Genomic DNA, 21,082 nt, shown 5'->3' on the forward strand with positions numbered 1-21,082 from the left:
TCCAAGCCAAACACAGTCGCCTAATGGGGAGGCTCTCTCCCCATACAACAGGCGATTTTCGATTACTTACGAGCAGCTTTAAACGCTTCAGCCATTGCATTGCTGATAACCGCGTCATCTTGCTTGTTCAAAGTAGCGATAGCTTCTTTCTGTTCAGCTTCATCTTTCGCTTTGATAGATAAGCTGATAGAACGATTCTTACGATCTACGCCCATGAACTTAGCTTCGATAGCATCACCTACTGAGTATACAGTAGATGCATCTTCGATGCGCTCAGCAGAAATGTCAGCAACACGGATGTAACCTTCAACAGTATCAGCTAGTTCAACTGTAACACCTTTAGCATCAACAGCAGCAACGGTACCGTGTACTACGGTGCCTTTCTTCTTGTCAGCTAAATATGCATTGAATGGATCATCTTCAGTTTGCTTAACACCTAGGCTGATACGTTCACGTTCTGGGTCTACTGAAAGAACCACTGCATGGATTTCGTCGCCTTTCTTGTACTCAGACACTGCATCTTCGCCAGTACCGTTCCAAGAAATATCAGATAAGTGAACAAGACCATCGATTCCACCGTCAAGACCGATAAAGATACCGAAGTCAGTGATTGACTTGATCTTACCAGATACTTTGTCGCCTTTGTTAAACTTAGTTGCGAAGTCATCCCATGGGTTAACTTTACACTGTTTAAGGCCAAGAGAAATACGACGACGTTCTTCATCGATGTCTAATACTAACACTTCAACTTCATCACCTAAGTTAACAACTTTAGATGGGTGAATGTTTTTGTTAGTCCAATCCATTTCAGAAACGTGAACTAAACCTTCAACGCCTTCTTCGATTTCCACGAAACAGCCGTAGTCAGTTAAGTTAGTTACGCGACCAGTAAGACGTGTGCTTTCTGGGTAACGCTTGCTGATTTCTAACCATGGATCTTCGCCAAGTTGCTTAAGACCTAGTGACACACGAGTGCGTTCACGATCGTACTTAAGTACTTTAACGTTGATTTCGTCACCAACATTAACGATTTCAGATGGGTGCTTAACACGTTTCCACGCCATATCCGTGATATGTAATAGACCGTCAACACCACCTAAATCTACGAATGCACCGTAGTCAGTAAGGTTCTTAACGATACCTTTAACTGCTTGGCCTTCTTGTAGATTTTCAAGAAGTGCATCACGCTCAGCACTGCTTTCTGATTCGATAACAGCACGACGAGAAACAACAACGTTGTTGCGCTTCTGATCAAGCTTGATAACTTTGAATTCTAATTCTTTGTACTCTAAGTGAGCGGTGTCGCGAACTGGGCGCACGTCAACTAGAGAACCTGGTAAGAAGGCACGGATACCGTTTAATTCAACAGTGAAACCACCTTTAACTTTACCATTGATGATACCGATTACAGTTTCAGCATCTTCGTACGCTTTTTCTAGAACGATCCAAGCTTCATGACGCTTAGCTTTTTCGCGAGACAGTTGAGTCTCACCGAAGCCATCTTCAACAGAGTCAAGCGCAACATCAACTTCATCGCCAACTTGAATTTCTAAAACGCCTTGTGCGTTTTTGAATTCGTCAGCATTGATTGGGCTTTCAGACTTAAGGCCTGCGTCAACAAGTACCATACCGTTTTCGATGGCAACAACAGTACCACGAACGATAGAACCTGGACGGAACTCAAGAGTTAGAAGGGATTGTTCAAATAGATCAGCAAAAGATTCAGTCATGTTTTTGGGTTACTTTATGTAATAAACCACCATCCATCCTAGATGTGGAGTCTAGTAATATAATCCACGTCATCCATAACGCGAATACCTACAGTTAGTTTAGCTTAAATAACTAATAAAGTTACTATTTATCTTAACTAGTCTGTAATTTTTTTATTTACGTGCTCTAACACTAGAGCCAGTACGCCTTCAATTGAAATGCCGCTAGTGTCTATCACTAAGGCATCTTCAGCTGGCACTAACGGAGAAGCTGAACGATTGATATCACGTTCATCTCGTTCGATAATTTCAGCTAAAAGGCGGTCGATTTTAACATCGAAGCCTTTGTCCTGCAACTGATTAAAGCGTCTTTCAGCACGCTCTTGGGCAGAAGCAGTCAGGAATATCTTGGCTGGGGCTTGGGGGAACACGACGGTTCCCATATCTCGGCCGTCAGCAACTAAACCTGGCATGGCAGAAAAAGCACGTTGGCGACGTAATAATGCTTCGCGTACACGCGGTAATGCTGCGACCTTAGAAGCAGCATCTGAACATTCTTGACTGCGGATGGTTGTCGTCACATCCTCGCCTTCAAGTACCACTTTAATAGCATTACTGTCTGCGTGAGTCAGAAACTGCACATCTAAATGAGCAGCCATTAACGTTAATGCTTCTTCGTTACTTAATTCTATATGATGGTGGATAGCCGCAAGTGCTAGTACGCGATATATTGCGCCACTATCTAATAGATGCCAATCTAAATGTTTGGATAATAATTGGCAAATAGTCCCTTTTCCTGCACCGCTTGGACCGTCCACAGTCACTATTGGAGCCCGTTCAGTCATAAATTCCTCCGAAAAACATCATCCCTGAATATAAAAAAGGGTTTAGCCAAAAATAAGCGGCAGCATTGTATAACAATTTTCAATAAAAAGCCGTTGCTATGATAAAATTAACTCAGAAGTGTGTGTTAATAGAGCTTTTCTGCTCTATTAACACCATACCCAAGAATTGAATTTTAGGGGTTTAATCTATTTTAACAATCAGTTAAACGTTTAAACTCACTAAAAAAGGTAGGAAATGTTTTTGAGGTGCAATCGGGATCATTAATTGTGATCCCGCAGTCTGCAAATGCCAATAATGAAAAACACATCGCCATACGGTGATCATTATAGGTATCAATTGCTGCAGTATTAATATTTTCCGGCGGGGTAATTGTGATGTAATCATAGCCTTCATCAACTATCGCCCCTACTTTGCGCAGTTCTGTCGCCATTGCTGCTAAGCGATCGGTTTCTTTAATTCGCCAGTTGTAAATATTGCGCAATGAAGTGGTTCCTTTGGCAAATAATGCCGCTGTCGCAATGGTCATTGCCGCATCTGGAATATGGTTCATATCCATATCGATGGCGGTTAATGTTGATTTTCTGGCGATAATATAATCATCACCCCACTCAATATTAGCCCCCATCGCCGCTAATGCATCAGCAAATTGGACATCACCTTGAATACTTAACTTACCTACTCCTGTGACTTTAACTTCACCGCCTTGAATCGCACCAGCAGCTAAAAAGTAAGAAGCCGATGAAGCATCTCCTTCAACTAACACTTTGCCCGGTGAAATATATTGCTGCCCTGCTAGGATTTCAAAACGCTGATAATTATGGTTAATCACTTCAACGCCAAATTGTTTCATTAGAGCGATAGTGATATCAATATAAGGTTTTGAAACTAATTCACCTTTAATAATGATATTAACGCTATCTTTGGCCAACGGTGCAACCATAAGTAGTGCAGTTAAAAATTGACTAGATAAATCACCCGCAATTTCGACATTACCACCATTTAACCCCGTAGCATTAACGGTTAATGGTGGAAAACCTGGGTTTTTAAGGTAACTGATTTGGGCACCAAGTTGTTGTAAGGCATCAACTAAATCACCGATAGGACGCTCTTCCATTCTGGGCTCACCCGTTAAAGTGAACTCACCTTGGCCTAACGTTAAAGCCGCACAAAGTGGCCGCATGGCGGTGCCTGCATTACCGAGAAAAAGCGTTTGAGGTTTTTCGCTGTTTAATGTTCCTGCCAGCCCTTTAACTTTACAAACAGTATTATTTTCACTGAGTTCAAATTCAACTCCAAGCTGTTTCAAAGACGCTAACATGTAGCGTATGTCATCAGAGTCGAGTAAGTTGGTCAGTGTTGTCGTGCCTTTAGCTAATGTGGCAAGCAACAATGCTCTGTTCGAAATGCTTTTGGAGCCAGGAATATTTATTTCGCCATTCATGTTAGCGATAGGCTCTAAATGCAGTTGCTTCATTTGCTTTCTTCTTATATAAATTGATTAAAGTTTCGTTAACCAGGTTTCAAACATCCCTTATTCTATCGTTAAAAAATAGATTAAGTGGAACAAATTAATTACGACATAAATATGACACAAACCATAATTAAGACACTTATTTACTTACGCACTGTGACTAATTGTTGTGTGTTGATTTAGCATATAACCTCAACCATGCTCATTATCTTTATCAAATAAGACATAGTTCGTAATGGGTAACCATTACAGCAGAATAGTTTCAAAAATAACAGAATTATTTATTTGTCAGCATAAGTTTCCAACTGAAAAATACTCAACTAGAAATTAAAAGCCATTGTTTAGATTAATGACTTTAACTATCTGTTTAAAGCACGTTATCCTAAGAGCAATTCGCTAAGTATGCGCGATAATTTAAAATAGTATAAGTAAACAGCGCTAATAAAAGGTATCCACATGTTTGAATTATTAACAGCCTTACCAGCCGATCCTATTTTAGGATTATTAACCCAATACCGTGCAGATAATCACGCCAATAAAGTCGATTTAGGTGTAGGTGTTTATAAAGACCCTAAAGGTCACACGCCAATTCTAGATTGTGTCAAAGTTGCTGAGCAACGTCGTACCGACACTGAAGATACTAAGGTGTATATTGGTCCAACCGGTTCACCTTTATTTAATCAGTTAATGACTGAACTCGCTTTTGGTAAAAGCCACCCAGCTCTTCTGGCTAACCGTATTAGAACGGTTTCAACCCCTGGCGGCACTGGCGCACTGCGTGTTGCTGCCGATTTCATTAAACGCTGTCGCCCTAATGCAGTGTTATGGGTAAGCGATCCAACATGGGCCAACCATACTGGTTTATTTGAAGCCGCGGGGATCACAGTTAAAACCTATCCCTATTATGATTACGACACAAAATCATTAAAATTTGAACAAATGATTTCCGCGTTGAAACAGATCTCAAAAGATGATGTTGTGCTGTTACATGCTTGCTGCCATAACCCCAGTGGGATGGATTTAACCACAACGCAATGGGATGAAGTCATTAAGGTGACTGCGCACCAAGGTTTTACACCACTAATTGATATGGCTTACCAAGGTTTTGGTGACGGTGTAGACGAAGATGCCTACGGCGTAAGGGAAATGGCTAAAGCAGTTGAGAACATGATTTTATGTAGTTCCTGTTCAAAAAACTTTGGTCTGTACCGAGAACGCATCGGTGCTTGTTCAATTATTGGTAAAGATGCCGCTCAGTCTGATGTGGCCTTTTCCGTATTACTGTATGTTGTTCGTTGCATTTACTCTATGCCGCCAGCACATGGCGCGGCCATTGTTGAAACCATATTGGGTGATGAAACACTAAAACAGCAGTGGCTTGATGAATTGGCTGTGATGCGTAATCGCATTAATGGCAATCGTGCAATGTTAGTTAACAAGTTAATTGAACAGGGTGTTAGCCAGGATTTCAGTTTCATTGCGGCACAAAAAGGCATGTTCTCTTTCTTAGGGATCAGCCCTACCCAAGTTGAAACACTTAAATCTCAGCACAGTATTTATATGGTCGGTTCTAGCCGGATAAGTATTGCAGGGATCAGCGAGTCAAATGTAGACTATCTGGCTAAATCAATTGCAACAATATTATAATTGGTTAGCCATTATTGGTTTAATCATTGTGTTGTTAATAGTTCATTTAACGGTTAATCAACTGATGAAACGTAACTAGTTATTTAGTATGTTGTAATAGATTAAAATTAAAAAGGGCTGATAATTCAGCCCTTTTTGCTATGAAAAAATTTGATTAACTGTGCTTCTTTGCGAACGCATGCATAAAGTCTACTAGTTTTTGTACACCTTCTAGTGGCATGGCATTATATAAACTCGCTCGCATACCACCAACTATTCGATGGCCTTTTAATGCCACTAAACCTGCGTTTTCTGCGTCAGCTAAAAACTCAGCATCAAGTGCACTATCAGCTAGTTGAAAAGTCACATTCATTCTTGATCGATTATCAATAGCAACGCCATTTTTATAAAACGCTAACTCATCAATACAGGCATAAAGTAGTGCAGCTTTTTGCTTATTTATACTTTCAATTACCGCAACACCACCCACACCTTTTAACCATTTGAACACTTCTGCCGCTAAATACCAGGCAAACGTAGGCGGGGTATTAAACATTGAATCATTATCTTTGGTGATAGTGTAATCCATCACTGATGATTGCACTAAGGTTGGCATTGCTAACATATCATCACGCACTATCACTATCGACAAACCCGACGGACCAATATTTTTTTGCGCGCCAGCATAAATAAGACCAAATTGGCTTACATCAATTTCATGGGACATGATAGTAGATGATAAGTCAGCAACCACAGGCCAAGGGCTATTTAATGTGTCAAATATTTCAATACCATCAACGGTTTCATTGGCACAGTAATGTACAAAGCGATAATCTTTATCCATGCTGATTAAATCGGGAAGGCATACTTGATGTAAACCATTTATCGTTTCGACTATATTGATTTCATCAATTTGTGACTCGCCAGCAATGCGTTTAGCTTCTTTTACCGCTGAACTTGACCATTGGCCCGATGTTAAATACAAAGCTCGGCCTTTATCGCCTAAAAAGTTTGTCACTACATTGGTAAACTGACCTCGACCACCACCATGCATAAATAGCACATGGTAATTTTGTGGAATGTTCATGAGCTCGCGAAGATTTTTTTCAGCTTCTTGTGTTAAGGCAATAAACTCTTTACTGCGATGACTTATCTCCATCACGGAGACCCCTAGCCCATTCCAATCAATTAATTCCTGTTGTGCTTTTTGCATTACCGGTTGCGGTAACATCGCAGGACCTGCACAGAAATTATAAATTGTGCTCACAGACAACTCCTTCACTCTACTAATGATGATAGATTTTTGATGTTCAATGTCAGTAATACTAAGGACTTTATCAACCGTTGAATAGCGCTTTTTTAAATGTTTTTGATGAAAAATTTTCCGTAAAACAAAACGAGCGCCAAAAGGCGCTCGTTTTCAATTAATCAACACTGACAATATTATGATTGCTCGTCTGACTCATCTTTAACTTCAGTATCACTAACTGCTTCAACTGTATCCACATTCGTCGTTGCTTCATCTGCTTCTGCAGTAGGATCAACAATGATTGGGTTGCCGTCTTCATCTAATTCTTCATCAGATTGAATTTCTTCGATACGTTGCAAACCGACCACTTTCTCGTCTTCTGCTGTACGAATAATCGTGACACCTTGCGTGTTACGGCCAATGACAGATACGCCTTCAGCTGGAGTTCTTACTAAAGTACCTTTGTCGCTTATCAACATTATTTCGTCAAAAGCACCAACTTGAACAGCGCCGACAACAGCACCATTTCGATCGCTGACTTTAATAGAAACCACACCTTTAGTGCCACGGCTCTTAGCTGGGTATTCACTTAGTTCAGTACGCTTACCGTAACCGTTTTCCGTTACAGTTAAGATAGCACCATCACCTTTTGGCACAATCAGGGATACCACGCGTTGGCCATCTTCTAACTTAATACCGCGAACACCTGTTGCTGTTCGGCCCATAGGACGTAGTGCAATGACTTCTTCACCGGTTTCTGCGTCAATTTTCACTTCACCCGTTTCAGAATCGCGTGCTTTTTCATTAAAGCGAACCACTTTACCGGTATTAGAGAACAACATGATGTCATCACTACCTTCAGTGATATCAACACCAATGAGCTGATCGCCCTCTTTCAGGTTAACAGCAATAATACCGTTTGCACGTGGATTACTGTAAGCAGTAAGTGCAGTTTTCTTAACGGTACCGTGCGCGGTAGCCATGATGATATATTTGTCATCAGCATATTCGCGAACCGGTAATATGGCAGTAATGTGTTCACCTTCAGATAAAGGCAATAAGTTAATAATTGGACGGCCACGCGCAGTACGGCTAGCCAATGGCAATTGATACACTTTAAGCCAGTACATTTTACCAAAGTCAGAGAAGCAGAGAATAGTATCGTGGGTATTAGCCACTAGTAGCTTCTCAACAAAATCTTCATCTTTTACTTTAGTTGCCGCTTTACCTTTACCACCACGACGTTGTGCTTGGTAGTCAGAAAGAGGTTGATACTTGGCATAACCTAAATGTGATAAGGTCACAACAACATCTTCTTCGTTGATCAAGTCTTCAAGACTCATATCAATTTCATTAGCGTTAATAATTGTGCGACGTTCATCACCGTATTGCTCAAGTATTTCTTCTAACTCTTCTTTGATGACTTCCATCAAACGCTCAGGACTGCTTAAAATCAGCAACAAAGCAGCAATAACAATTAATAACTCTTCATATTCAGCAAGAATTTTGTCATGTTCAAGACCAGTTAAACGGTGTAAACGTAACTCAAGAATAGCCTGTGCTTGTTGCTCAGTTAAATAGTAAGCCCCATCACGAATACCGTATTCAGGCTCTAACCATTCTGGACGAGCAGCATCATCACCCGCTTTTTCTAACATGCCTTGTACGTGACCTAATTCCCAACCTTGAGCAACAAGCTTGGCTTTCGCTTCTGCTGGTGTTGGTGAGGCTTTAATTAAGGCAATAATCGGGTCGATGTTAGCCAATGCGATAGCAAGAGCTTCAAGAATATGAGCACGTTCACGGGCTTTTCTTAATTCAAATACTGTACGGCGGGTAACTACTTCACGGCGGTGAAGAATAAAGCACTCAAGCATTTCTTTAAGGTTAAATAATTTAGGTTGGCCATTTGTTAGCGCGACCATGTTAATACCAAACGAACATTGCATCTGAGTTTGAGCATAAAGGTTATTAAGAACAACCTCGCCCACTTCACCACGTTTTATCTCAATAACAATACGCATACCGTCTTTATCAGACTCGTCACGTAAACCACTAATGCCTTCAATTTTTTTATCTTTAACAAGCTCAGCAATTTTTTCAATTAGACGTGCTTTGTTAACTTGATATGGAATTTCATGAACAATAATACGTTCGCGACCATTCTCATCGGTCTCAACATCAGCCTTTGAGCGCATAATCGCGCGGCCACGGCCAGTATTGTAGGCATCAATAATGCCTTTTCTGCCATTAATCGATGCTGCTGTAGGAAAATCAGGACCAGGGATATATTCCATTAGCTGCTCAATTGATAAGCTAGGCTCTTCAATTAAGGCTAAACACCCTTTAACAACTTCGTTTAAGTTATGTGGAGGAATATTAGTTGCCATACCCACAGCAATACCTGATGAACCGTTAATGAGTAGGTTCGGTACTCTAGTTGGTAATACTGCTGGAATAAATTCTGTGCCGTCATAGTTAGGTACAAAATCGACCGTTTCTTTCTCTAAATCAGCCAATAAAGAATGGGCTAATTTCTGCATACGAATTTCGGTATAACGCATCGCAGCCGCTGAATCACCGTCAACCGAACCAAAGTTACCTTGGCCGTCTACTAAGGTGTAGCGTAATGAGAATGGCTGTGCCATACGAACAATAGTGTCATAAACAGCGGTGTCACCATGTGGGTGATATTTACCGATTACGTCACCGACAACACGAGCGGATTTTTTATAAGGTTTGTTCCAGTCGTTTTTAAGTTCGCTCATTGCAAACAAGACACGGCGATGTACAGGCTTTAGGCCGTCACGCACGTCAGGCAATGCACGACCAACAATTACGCTCATAGCGTAATCTAGATACGAATTTTTGAGTTCGTCTTCAATATTAATTGGCGAAATAGATGAAGCCAGATCAGTCATAAACTGCGCGTTCCCCTGAAATTGAGCTGACGATTTTTAATCTATAATATCGTCAAGCTTTAAAACGTGATTTGGCATTCTAACACAGATATTTAATGTCGCCAGAGCAAACCTAAACCAAATTGACTTTAGTGTTAATAAAAAGGCTAACTTACTCATTTACCAGTAACTTAGTACTCTAGCAAGTCAGGTTTTAATGGTTTAAAAATGTTTATATTGAGCAACAAACAAACAATACAACCAATAGATTGTTTAAATAACCACCTGAACATAGCAAAAGTTGACTGGGATCATCAGCATTGGCGTATTTTAGCCCTATTAAAAACTGCATCAATGGATATAATGTCATCCATAATGCATAACGATATCTAGGTACATCATGTCTACTGAAACTGCTGCGAATAAAAATGTCGACCCCGATGAGATTGCTAAATTTGAAGCAATGGCACAAACCTGGTGGGATCCAAATGGCTCCTTTAAACCGTTACATCAGCTTAATCCATTACGTTTAAATTATATCGATCAAACAGCACAGGGCATTTTTGGTAAAAAAGTGCTCGACATTGGTTGTGGCGGCGGAATTTTATCTGAAAGTATGGCTAAAATCGGCGCCCATGTAGATGGCTTAGATATGGGTAATGAACCACTGGAAGTGGCTCGATTACATGCATTAGAAACTGGTGTAACAGTCAATTACATCAAATGCACCGCTGAAGAGCACAGAGATACGCATCAAGCTTATTACGATGTGGTGACCTGTATGGAAATGTTAGAACATGTCCCTGACCCGCTATCTGTCATACAAGCATGCTGTGACATGGTGAAACCAGATGGCTATGTTTTTTTCTCTACTATTAATCGTAATTGGATGTCTTATTTAACCGCGATTGTCGGTGCAGAGTACCTACTTAAGATGCTGCCAGTAGGCACCCATGATCACAGCAAGTTTATTCGCCCTTCTGAATTAATAAATCTTGTCGATAAAACAGACTTATTGTGCAAAGACGCATTGGGCATAGCCTATAACCCACTATCTGGTGTGTTTAAATACACTAACAGTGTTGATGTTAATTACATGATTGCTACACAAAAAGTCGATTAGCATTGTCTGCTACCGCTTAGGAGTCTGCGTGTTAAAGCCCTTGATTAAAGGTGTGTTATTCGATTTAGACGGCACACTTGCCGATACTGCGCCAGATTTGGTCTATGCACTGAACCTTGGCATGGCTGATGCTGGTTATGCTCCATGCAGTCTTGAAAAAGTGAAGCACGCTGCCACTCATGGTAGTTTGGCGCTGGTTAAGGCTGCACTGCCTAATATTAGCGATGATGAGCAAAAACAGATCCAACTAGCATTATTGCATCATTACCAGCTCATTAATGGTGACAAAAGCATTTTATTTGATAACCTTGCAGAGTTATTGAATCATTTTGATGATAACGGTACTCCCTATGGAATTGTGACTAACAAGCATGCTCGCTTTGCCCGTCCTTTGGTTGACAAACTCGGCTTAATGTCGCGAATTAAAACTCTTATCAGCGGTGATAGTACGTTGCACCCTAAACCTCATCGCGCACCTATGCTACTTGCCGCGCAGCAGATGAACATCAGTCCTGAATCGATTATTTATATAGGAGATGCTGAACGCGACCTTATCGCGGCTCAAAATGCCAATATGATTGGTGGAATAGCGCATTGGGGTTATTTATCGCCCCAAGACAAACCTGACACTTGGCCTGGACAACTTCATTTTAAAACCACACAGTGTTTACATGACTATTTTGTATTGAACCGTCAACTTACTTAGTATTATCGATATAAACGGTGTTGTTAAACGGCTTTTATGCTAACTCAAACAATTAATCAAAGATCAATCTAAAAATCAGCTAATAGAATCGATCGCTGATATTTTTAGCGATCAAATTCTTTTAAAATTACGGACAATTATTCTACAGCCCACAGAAAAGCTATATAAATTTGGGGTGTAGGGTTAGCTTTTACTAACTGTTGCGATTATCCTCAACTTATCCACAAGATGTTCTAAAAATTGTGGCTTGCAAAAAACCTCCAACCTCACTATCTTGTATGTTAGATTTTAAAAAACACCATATCTTGTGTGTCAAATACAATCACAGACACTAATGAGTTGTTTAAAATAACTCATTTAATTAAGCTGAACGGGTGACTTAGCGTGCTAAAATGTCTCAATCCGTCGTATTTAATGCTTCAGCATGATTGTTTTTACATGGAAACGTAAACGTGGTTAGACACGATCGCTTTTGGTATTAAGCGCTCAATCACAATAACAGATATAATCAAGGCCTCTCTGCAATGAATAGCAATATGACTGTCACTAAACGCTGTGGCGAACGTGAAAATATCGATTTAGACAAAATCCATCGCGTTATTACTTGGGCAACCAAGGGATTAAAAAACGTCTCTGTATCTGAAGTTGAACTCAGATCGCATCTTCAATTTTTTGATGGTATTCCAACAGAAGCGATTCATGAAACGATCATCAAAGCTGCGGCAGATCTTATTTCCCCTGAATCACCCGATTATCAGTTTGTGGCAGCACGCTTAGCGGTATTCCATTTACGTAAAAAAGCATTTGGTCAGTTCGAACCGCCTAAATTATATGACCATGTCACCAGACTGGTTGAAATGGGCAAATATGATATGCATATCTTGGCTGATTACAGCCGCGAAGAGTTAGACATCTTAGATACTTATGTTGACCATTGGCGCGACATGAACTTCTCTTATGCCGCCGTTAAGCAATTAGAGGGTAAGTATCTAGTTCAAAACCGTGTCACCCACGAAGTATATGAAAGTGCTCAGTTCCTTTATATATTAGTTGCTGCGTGTTTGTTTTCAAAGTACCCCAAAGACACTCGATTACAGTTTGTAAAAGATTTTTATGATGCCACATCAAACTTCAAGATTTCTTTACCGACACCTATTATGGCAGGTGTGCGCACACCAACACGTCAATTTAGCTCATGTGTATTGATTGAGTGTGACGATAGCTTAGACTCTATTAATGCCACCGCCTCATCAATTGTGAAATATGTCAGTCAACGTGCTGGTATTGGTATTAATGCTGGTCGTATTCGCGCCTTAGGCAGTCCTATTCGTGGTGGTGAAGCTTTTCATACCGGTTGCTTACCCTTTTATAAGTATTTTCAAACTGCGGTAAAATCATGCTCACAGGGCGGCGTTCGTGGCGGAGCGGCAACACTGTTTTACCCAATATGGCATTTAGAAGTAGAATCTCTACTGGTTCTGAAAAATAACCGCGGTGTTGATGATAACCGTGTTCGCCATTTAGATTATGGTGTCCAGTTAAACAAGTTGATGTACCAACGTTTAATTAAAGGCGAAGATATCAGTTTATTCAGTCCATCTGATGTGCCGGGTTTATATGATGCATTTTTTGAGGATCAAGTTGAATTTGAACGTTTATATGTTCAGTATGAGCAAGATCCTGCTGTGCGTAAAAAGCAAATTAAAGCGGTTGAGTTATTTTCGTTAATGATGCAAGAGCGCGCTTCTACAGGCCGTATCTATATTCAAAACGTGGATCACTGTAACACCCACAGCCCATTTGACTCAAAAGTAGCGCCAATTAAACAGTCTAATTTGTGTTTAGAAATCGCCCTGCCAACTAAGCCATTAAAGAACATTGATGATCCTAATGGTGAAATTGCACTTTGTACTTTATCTGCACTGAATTTAGGCACCATCAAGAATCTAGAAGAATTAGAACCGCTAGCTGAGCTTGCAGTTCGTGCGTTAGATAATTTACTTGATTATCAAGATTATCCGATCATTTCGGCGCAGTTAGGCTCAATGAATCGACGTACTTTGGGTATAGGCGTCATCAATTACGCCAATTACCTTGCTAAAAATGGTAAGCGTTATTCCGATGGTTCAGCCAATAATTTAACCCATAGAACATTTGAAGCGATTCAATTTTATCTATTAAAAGCCTCAATGAAACTTGCCCAAGAGAAAGGCGCCTGTCCGTTATTTAACGAGACAACCTATTCTAAAGGCATTCTACCCATTGATACTTACAAGCGTGACTTAGATAAAATTTGTGATGAGCCACTACATTTAGACTGGGAAGGTTTACGTACCGATATTTTGCAATATGGTTTACGTAACTCAACATTATCAGCATTGATGCCGTCTGAAACCTCGTCGCAAATATCTAACGCCACTAATGGTATTGAACCGCCACGTGGTCTTATTAGTGTCAAAGCCAGTAAAGACGGTCAATTAAAACAAGTTGTACCCGATTTTGACACATTGAAAGATCAATACGAGTTATTATGGAACATGCCAAATAACGATGGGTATTTACAACTTGTCGGCATTATGCAGAAGTTTGTTGATCAGGCTATATCTGCCAACACTAATTACGATCCAATGAAGTTCCAAAGTCGTAAAGTACCTATGCAAACGCTATTAAAAGATTTGCTAACGGCTTACAAGCTGGGTGTAAAGACATTGTATTACCACAACACCCGTGATGGTGCGTCGGATCAACAAGATGAGATAATATCCATCGAAAAAGAAGACGACGATTGTGCCGGTGGTGCGTGTAAGATATAAACCTCTGGTTTATTGATATCACTTAATTAAGAAATTAAATGCGGGGAGCACTCCTCGCTTTTTTGGGAAAAGAAGCATGGCTTATTCAACATTTTGTCAAACACCTAATGATGCGACTCAAGAACCTATGTTCTTTGGTCAACCCGTTAATGTGGCGCGATATGACCAACAAAAATACGAGATTTTCGAAAAATTAATCGAAAAGCAGTTATCTTTCTTTTGGCGACCAGAAGAAGTAGATGTCAGCCGTGACAAAATTGACTTTGCCAGCCTTCCTGATCATGAAAAGCATATTTTCCTGTCAAACCTTAAATACCAAACTTTACTTGATTCGATTCAAGGCCGCTCACCTAACGTAGCTCTTTTGCCGTTAGTTTCACTGCCAGAACTCGAAACCTGGATTGAAACCTGGTCTTTTTCAGAAACGATCCACTCTCGCTCATATACTCATATTATTCGTAATATCGTGAACAACCCATCAGTGGTGTTTGATGATATTGTTGAAAATGAGCAGATTTTGAAACGTGCTGGTGATATTGCTAAGTACTATGATGATTTGATCTACCTGACCCAAGTTAATAATTTACACGGTGAAGGTACTCATTTAATTAATGGTCAAGAAGTAACGGTTAACTCCCGTATTCTTAAGAAGACCTTGTATCTTTGTATGATGTCAGTCAATGCATTGGAAGCAATTCGTTTTTATGTCAGTTTTGCATGTTCATTTGCCTTTGCTGAACGTCGCTTAATGGAAGGTAATGCCAAAATCATTCGCTTAATTGCACGTGATGAAGCACTTCACTTAAATGGTACCCAACATATTTTAAGTTTAATGCAAGGTGGCAAAGACGATCCAGAAATGGCTGAAATTGCCATTGAGTGTTATTCAGAAGCCTATGACTTATTCCACAAAGCAGCTGAACAAGAAAAAGAGTGGGCTAAATACTTATTTAAAGACGGCTCAATGATCGGCTTAAATGAACAAATTCTTTGTCAATATGTTGAGTACATTACCAACCAACGTATGAAAGCGGTAAACTTACCCTTACCTTACGAAGAATTGTCCAATCCACTCCCTTGGATGAAGAACTGGTTAGAAAGTGATGCTGTGCAGGTTGCACCCCAAGAAGTTGAAGTATCATCTTATCTTGTGGGGCAAATTGACTCGGCTGTCGATGGCGATGAGTTTTTAGATTTTGACTTATAAACACTTTTTCATTACAGCGCCGATTGTTAGCTTAAAGGGACAACCGGCAATCTTGTTCGACGGTAAACAAGCAACATTGCTTGAGGCGCTTGAGGACAAGAAAGTAAAAGTTTTTTCGGAGTGCCGTAATGGATTTTGCGGCGCCTGTAAAACAAAAGTCATTTCTGGTGAAGTCACTTATATCAAGCAGCCGTTGGCTGAACTTGAGCAAGACGAATGCCTACCCTGTTGCTGTATTCCAAAAACTGATTTAAATCTTTCATTGTCGAAGGACGATAGTGAACAGGTTAGTGCAAGTAAAGCAAATCCTACCCAGTCAATGACAAATAAATCACAACAAGGAGTTGAAATGGCTTTTCTCCTAGATGATGCAATACTTGGTGGGAATTGACATCAAATAAAATCACTGCATTAACAGTATAAAATCTCGTATAATCAAAAATTTAGCTAAAAAATAAAGTCATGATGATTTATATCAAGTTTTAGATGAATTATATCGACACAAGATACCTAGATAGATTTTTGTTTGAACATACCCTTTACGACAAGGTATGAAGTAGATAGTACTATCAGCACTATGAACTACTCCATCGGCCGCCCTTTTGTCTTCACATCAAAAAAGTAACCATTTACCAAGGTAAAACTTGACCATTTGCATGTTTAAACACCCCTGTTTGGCTTAGATCAAGTTTATTAATTAATTTGATTAGTCGGCCGGCGGATTCTGTTGCTGAAATATCGCCATTATGATTAACCATATCTGTTTGCACATATCCTGGATGGTAAATACCCACAGCGATATGTCTTTCGGCCAAATCAATACTCAGTGACATTGCAGCAGCATTTAACGCTGCTTTAGACATCCTATATCCATAGCGTCCACCTGAACCATTGTCTGCAATAGATCCCATTCTTGAGGTGATCATCGCCACTTTACTTCCATGACTTAATTGATCTTGTAAAGTATTCACAATTAATAGTGGTGCTAGTGCATTCACTTCAAACTGTTCTCTAATGCTACTTATATTTAAATCAAACAGACTTTCATCACGTAATATGCCCGCGTTACAGACTAATATATCAATATTAATACCCCGCAAGCCGTTTACCATTGCAGTGATACCTGAAGCGGTTGCGACATCAACCCCGGTAATGACATTAACCGATAATGCAGCTAATTTGTCGGATGATTGACGGCATAAAGCATACACATTAAAACCTAAATCTTTAAAACCCTGTGCAAACGCTAAACCTATGCCACGATTTGCGCCAGTGATGACCACATTTTTACTCATTCCATTTTCCTATTATTGTTGGTTAACGTAAATGATGATTCAACAGATTGTAGCCTCACTCACTCTTTATCCAGAGTAGCAGCTAACTACATATCTTAGTTCAATAAAACTGCTGAATAGCATAGCAAGATACTAATGGGCAGAGTAATGTTAAATCAGGATATTATTTTATAGAGACTTTCAGCCAACTCTAGTACCTTAACGACGGTATGTTTAAACCTATTATTAATATTAATGCATAAGGACACAGGGCTATGTCATCATTGTCAAACACATCATCCAAAGCATTAGCTAGCCTAACTCTGCCTAATGATATTAAAGCCCATGAAAATATATGGCATCAACGTATACTCGGTGAAGACAAGCAACGTAGAAACGATCACCGCAGCCCTTTTCAGCGAGACCGAGCCCGTATTCTTCACTCAGCTGCATTTAGACGTTTACAGGCGAAAACCCAAGTATTAGGGATTGGCATGAACGATTTTTATCGTACTCGTCTTACACACTCACTTGAGGTATCTCAAATTGGAACCGGTATTGCTGCCCAACTAAGACGTAAGTATCCGAATCTTAAATATTTACTTAATTCAATGAGCTTAATTGAGTCACTGTGCCTAGCACATGATATTGGTCATCCTCCATTTGGTCACGGTGGCGAAGTCGCATTACACTATATGATGCGTGATCACGGTGGCTTTGAGGGCAATGGTCAAACCTTTAGAATATTAACCCGACTTGAACCTTATACGCCTGATACTGGTATGAATTTAACCCGCAGAACCCTATTAGGTGTACTGAAATATCCTGCGCCCTACTCTCAGTTAAGAATCGATACTCATCAAGCTGAGGTTAAACATCATCGCCAGTTAAAACCATCACAATGGCCGCCAGTTAAGGGCATTTTTGATGACGATAAACCGATACTCGATTGGGTACTGTCTAGCTTGACCGAACATGATCAACAATTGTTTCTGTCCAGTGAGCAAAGTCTGATTCATCCTGATTACCCACACTTAAAAACAAAGTTTAAATCACTCGATTGCTCTATTATGGAGTTAGCTGACGATATAGCCTATGCGATACATGATCTTGAAGATGCCATTGTCATGGGTATTGTGAGTGCCAGCCAATGGCAACAAGATGTCATGAGTCAACTGCAAGGTATTGAAGACAATTGGCTTAAAAAGGAATTTATCACTATTGGTAATAAACTATTTTCTCACCAACATCACTTACGTAAAGACGCTATAGGCACACTCGTAAATGCATTTGTCACCGCAATCAATATACAAATTAAGCCTGAATTTGATGAACATTTATTAAAATACAATGCAGAACTAGAAACAGATTTTGCACTAGCTTTAAATGTCTTAAAACAGTTTGTGTTTAAATTTGTTATACGCAAACCTGAAATTCAAATGCTCGAGTACAAAGGCCAACAAATTGTAATGGAGTTGTTTGAAGCATTTGCATCCGATCCCGAACGATTACTGCCTTTAAATACCGGTGAACGTTGGACTAAAGCTGCCCAAGCAGATAACAATCCGATGAGGGTGATGGCGGATTATATATCTGGAATGACTGATGGCTTCGCAGCAAGATTACATCAACAATTATTTGGTGGCCAAGCGTCAGGAATGCTAGATCTCAGCCGAGAACCTTAACCATATTAATGTATAGCTTAAACGTCACGCCCTATTCGCTAACCTTTTAACTTTAGCATATAGGGCGATAAATACTTTTATAGGTATGGCTAGGCCCTAATGCAATGTTGATTACAACACTCAGCGACCTAGAAAATAGGATAAATATGGCTAACCTCAGCTCGGGATAATAAACGCTTACCAAACAGCCCTTTGTCTTGCTAACTGCGTTTCATTAACGTGCAATAGGCCAGCTATTGACGTGTTAATGCGCCTTGTTTTCAAAACAAATAGCAAGTTTGCTACAAAATAAGCTAAATCTGTTGAATTCAGCTTATTGAGCCCATCTCTTAACCCGAGTTGAGGTTAACTAAAGCTCAATCTGCTTATACTGTAGGGTGTTTTTGTTGGCCCCAAGATTTGACAAAATAGCGTAATGGTATTTGTGAGACTAAAATGCCCATCAGCATTAATCCACACCCGAGTAATGCCCTAGCATCTAAGGTTTCACCCAGAATAACAATGCCACCAATTGCTGCAAACACAGTCTCTAAACTGAGAATAATGGCAACATGCGCTGGATGGGCATTTTTTTGTGCGACAACTTGTAAAGTATAACCCACGCCCACTGAAATAATCCCTGAATACGCTAGTGCGGCCCAGGCTAATCCAATATTAGCAACCACAGTCGTTTCAATCATCATAGAGACCGTAATACTTAATAAGCCACAGAAAATAAATTGTAAATGCGACAATAATATCGGTGAGTGTTTTTTGGCAAAGTGGTCGATGATCAGGATATGTATCGCCCAAAATACAGCGCCAATTAATTGCAATAAGTCACCATAGCCGATGCGCATGTCATCTTTGATGCTTAAAAAATATAATCCCACCACAGCAATTGCACAGCCAATCCATGTATTAACACCGGTTTGATGTTTAAGAATAAGTCCAAGCACTGGCACTATTACGATATATAACCCTGTGATAAATCCAGCATTAGCCGCGGATGTATACTGTAACCCCACTTGTTGCAATGACGCGGCAATAAACAATACCGAGCCAGCACTAATTGACGCTATCAAAAGTGATTTCTTTTGGCCAACTAGTAAGGTTTTTTTATTGGCGAAATACCAGATCAATGGCAATAAACTCAGAGCACCAATAAAAAATCGTAAACTATTGAACATAAAGGGCGCTAAATGATCCATCCCCAAAGATTGCGCAACAAATCCAAAGCCCCAAACAGCTGCTGTTAATAATAATAATAAATTAGCAATCACAGTTATTTCACCGGAAAAAAGAAAACAAGATTACTCAAGTTGTTAACTGACTACAAGATAGCCTGCTAATTTATCCTTCTAACATAAAAAACAGATAAAGCTTTTTAATCTACGCGAGCTAGGTTAGCCTAATTATTAACAAGTTTGCTAAGCCATTTTATTGATAAGCTTCATCGGAATTAATCACTCACCATGCAATTAAATGAATTTTTGATACGCTTTCAACTGCAAGCTCTTTCAGCCAATAACATTACCTCTGCACCAGCACATTATCCTGGCAGAGAAGCCGCTGTGCTTATCCCTATTCAGCAGATTGGCGGTGAGCTATATCTCATCTTAACTAAACGCGCGATGCATCTTCGTCACCATCCTGGTCAAATAAGTTTTCCAGGCGGAAAATTTGAGCAAAGTGATCGTAATGCAATTGATACCGCACTTCGTGAAGCACAAGAAGAGATTGGTTTGCTAAAAACCAACGTCGATGTGATAGGCTCATTTCCACCGCACAAAACATTCACCGGATTTGAAATCACGCCAATTGTTGGCATTATCAAACAACCTTTTAAGCTAACAATTGATCCTGGTGAAGTAGTCAGCTGCTTTAGGGTGCCACTTAATTACTTTAAACAAACGAGTAATCGTCATTTAGGCCAACACTGGCGCAAAGGCAAGTGCTATGAAGTGCACTATATGCCGTTTGAGGATAAATTTATTTGGGGCGTGACGGCTGCGATGATTGACCTATTGTGTCGACATATTGACAACTATGGCTTAATCAAATAACAAAGCGAATATATAAACCAGCAGATAGGGACACTAATAATAACAAGGGAATATTAAACCAGACTCCCATTCGAGTAGTCGTTTTTGCGTAAAAGTTAACCAGCAGGTTGAGTAAACTTACCCCCGCACACCACCAAATAATATATTCTAATTTTACCGTTAAAGCGGCATCCCAATCAAAACGTACCTCAACACCTTGTGATAAGAAATAACCTACCGCACGATCAGGTCTTGCCTCACCGTAAATAAGTAATGCATAGATGGCCAAACTCCACCCTAACAAAGATAATATGGTTAATATGACTTGTAATACACCTAACCGCGACATGCTATTTCCTTAGCGACTTTAAAAAACCATTAATTCAAACTAAATCTGAGAAGCTAAATAACTCATATTCAGCGACAAACAGAAATATACGTTAATTTCA

The 21,082-nt window shown here is 39.9% G+C and carries 16 protein-coding genes; 8 read left to right on the plus strand and 8 right to left on the minus strand.

The features are described from left to right. Nucleotides 1–62: 62 nt before the first annotated feature. From rpsA to aroA, 3 genes are all read right to left on the minus strand, one after another. Nucleotides 63–1,730, minus strand: coding sequence for a 30S ribosomal protein S1 (rpsA, locus tag ACRWQM_RS08840; protein WP_226409904.1), 1,668 nt, complete (start codon nucleotides 1,728–1,730; stop codon nucleotides 63–65). Between the two features lie 137 nt (nucleotides 1,731–1,867). Further along, on the minus strand, nucleotides 1,868–2,554 hold the full coding sequence (gene cmk / locus ACRWQM_RS08845; RefSeq protein WP_434931902.1) for a (d)CMP kinase: 687 nt from the start codon (nucleotides 2,552–2,554) through the stop codon (nucleotides 1,868–1,870). A 191-nt stretch (nucleotides 2,555–2,745) separates the two neighbouring features. Then, on the minus strand, nucleotides 2,746–4,029 hold the full coding sequence (gene aroA / locus ACRWQM_RS08850; protein WP_434931903.1) for a 3-phosphoshikimate 1-carboxyvinyltransferase: 1,284 nt from the start codon (nucleotides 4,027–4,029) through the stop codon (nucleotides 2,746–2,748). A 453-nt stretch (nucleotides 4,030–4,482) separates the two neighbouring features. Between aroA and ACRWQM_RS08855 the strand changes: the two genes are divergently transcribed. Next, nucleotides 4,483–5,673 (plus strand): amino acid aminotransferase, encoded by a 1,191-nt coding sequence (locus ACRWQM_RS08855; RefSeq protein WP_434931904.1) that lies wholly within the window; start codon nucleotides 4,483–4,485, stop codon nucleotides 5,671–5,673. 154 nt (nucleotides 5,674–5,827) lie between these two features. Here ACRWQM_RS08855 and serC read toward each other — a convergent pair whose 3' ends face one another. After that, nucleotides 5,828–6,919, minus strand: a complete 1,092-nt coding sequence (serC, locus tag ACRWQM_RS08860) for a 3-phosphoserine/phosphohydroxythreonine transaminase (protein ID WP_434931905.1) — start codon at nucleotides 6,917–6,919, stop codon at nucleotides 5,828–5,830. A gap of 176 nt (nucleotides 6,920–7,095) precedes the next feature. Next, on the minus strand, nucleotides 7,096–9,822 hold the full coding sequence (gene gyrA / locus ACRWQM_RS08865; protein ID WP_434931906.1) for a DNA gyrase subunit A: 2,727 nt from the start codon (nucleotides 9,820–9,822) through the stop codon (nucleotides 7,096–7,098). A 379-nt stretch (nucleotides 9,823–10,201) separates the two neighbouring features. Between gyrA and ubiG the strand changes: the two genes are divergently transcribed. The 5 genes from ubiG to yfaE all read left to right on the plus strand — a co-directional run bounded on the left by ubiG (nucleotide 10,202) and on the right by yfaE (nucleotide 16,041). Continuing rightward, entirely contained in the window at nucleotides 10,202–10,924 is a 723-nt protein-coding gene (ubiG, locus tag ACRWQM_RS08870; protein WP_434931907.1) for a bifunctional 2-polyprenyl-6-hydroxyphenol methylase/3-demethylubiquinol 3-O-methyltransferase UbiG, read from the plus strand. A 28-nt stretch (nucleotides 10,925–10,952) separates the two neighbouring features. Then, nucleotides 10,953–11,630 (plus strand): HAD family hydrolase, encoded by a 678-nt coding sequence (locus ACRWQM_RS08875; RefSeq protein WP_434931908.1) that lies wholly within the window; start codon nucleotides 10,953–10,955, stop codon nucleotides 11,628–11,630. Between the two features lie 524 nt (nucleotides 11,631–12,154). Further along, nucleotides 12,155–14,443, plus strand: a complete 2,289-nt coding sequence (gene nrdA, locus ACRWQM_RS08880; RefSeq protein ID WP_434931909.1) for a class 1a ribonucleoside-diphosphate reductase subunit alpha — start codon at nucleotides 12,155–12,157, stop codon at nucleotides 14,441–14,443. 76 nt (nucleotides 14,444–14,519) lie between these two features. Beyond that, on the plus strand, nucleotides 14,520–15,650 hold the full coding sequence (nrdB, locus tag ACRWQM_RS08885; protein ID WP_226409913.1) for a class Ia ribonucleoside-diphosphate reductase subunit beta: 1,131 nt from the start codon (nucleotides 14,520–14,522) through the stop codon (nucleotides 15,648–15,650). After that, nucleotides 15,640–16,041, plus strand: coding sequence for a class I ribonucleotide reductase maintenance protein YfaE (gene yfaE / locus ACRWQM_RS08890; protein WP_434931910.1), 402 nt, complete (start codon nucleotides 15,640–15,642; stop codon nucleotides 16,039–16,041). Before nrdB ends, yfaE begins: the two co-directional genes overlap by 11 nt. A gap of 238 nt (nucleotides 16,042–16,279) precedes the next feature. On the opposite strand, the gene ACRWQM_RS08895 is transcribed toward yfaE, so the two are convergent. Beyond that, nucleotides 16,280–16,945 carry an SDR family oxidoreductase gene (locus tag ACRWQM_RS08895; RefSeq protein ID WP_434931911.1) on the minus strand — a complete coding sequence of 222 codons (666 nt, stop codon included), beginning with the start codon at nucleotides 16,943–16,945 and terminating at the stop codon, nucleotides 16,280–16,282. 254 nt (nucleotides 16,946–17,199) lie between these two features. On the opposite strand from ACRWQM_RS08895, the gene ACRWQM_RS08900 reads away from it, so the two are divergent. Continuing rightward, nucleotides 17,200–18,609: an anti-phage deoxyguanosine triphosphatase gene (locus ACRWQM_RS08900; RefSeq protein WP_434926113.1), complete on the plus strand. Its 1,410-nt coding sequence runs from the start codon at nucleotides 17,200–17,202 to the stop codon at nucleotides 18,607–18,609. 365 nt (nucleotides 18,610–18,974) lie between these two features. Here the strand turns inward: ACRWQM_RS08900 and ACRWQM_RS08905 are convergent, their stop codons facing one another. After that, nucleotides 18,975–19,871 (minus strand): DMT family transporter, encoded by an 897-nt coding sequence (locus ACRWQM_RS08905; protein ID WP_434931912.1) that lies wholly within the window; start codon nucleotides 19,869–19,871, stop codon nucleotides 18,975–18,977. A 192-nt stretch (nucleotides 19,872–20,063) separates the two neighbouring features. Between ACRWQM_RS08905 and ACRWQM_RS08910 the strand changes: the two genes are divergently transcribed. Beyond that, on the plus strand, nucleotides 20,064–20,654 hold the full coding sequence (locus ACRWQM_RS08910; RefSeq protein ID WP_434931913.1) for a CoA pyrophosphatase: 591 nt from the start codon (nucleotides 20,064–20,066) through the stop codon (nucleotides 20,652–20,654). On the opposite strand, the gene ACRWQM_RS08915 is transcribed toward ACRWQM_RS08910, so the two are convergent. Beyond that, nucleotides 20,647–20,982: a hypothetical protein gene (locus ACRWQM_RS08915; protein ID WP_226409919.1), complete on the minus strand. Its 336-nt coding sequence runs from the start codon at nucleotides 20,980–20,982 to the stop codon at nucleotides 20,647–20,649. The genes ACRWQM_RS08910 and ACRWQM_RS08915 overlap by 8 nt on opposite strands. Between the last annotated feature and the right edge of the window lie 100 nt (nucleotides 20,983–21,082).

The sequence above is a fragment of the Shewanella sp. HL-SH5 genome (assembly GCF_051163755.1).
GTDB lineage: Bacteria > Pseudomonadota > Gammaproteobacteria > Enterobacterales > Shewanellaceae > Shewanella > Shewanella glacialimarina.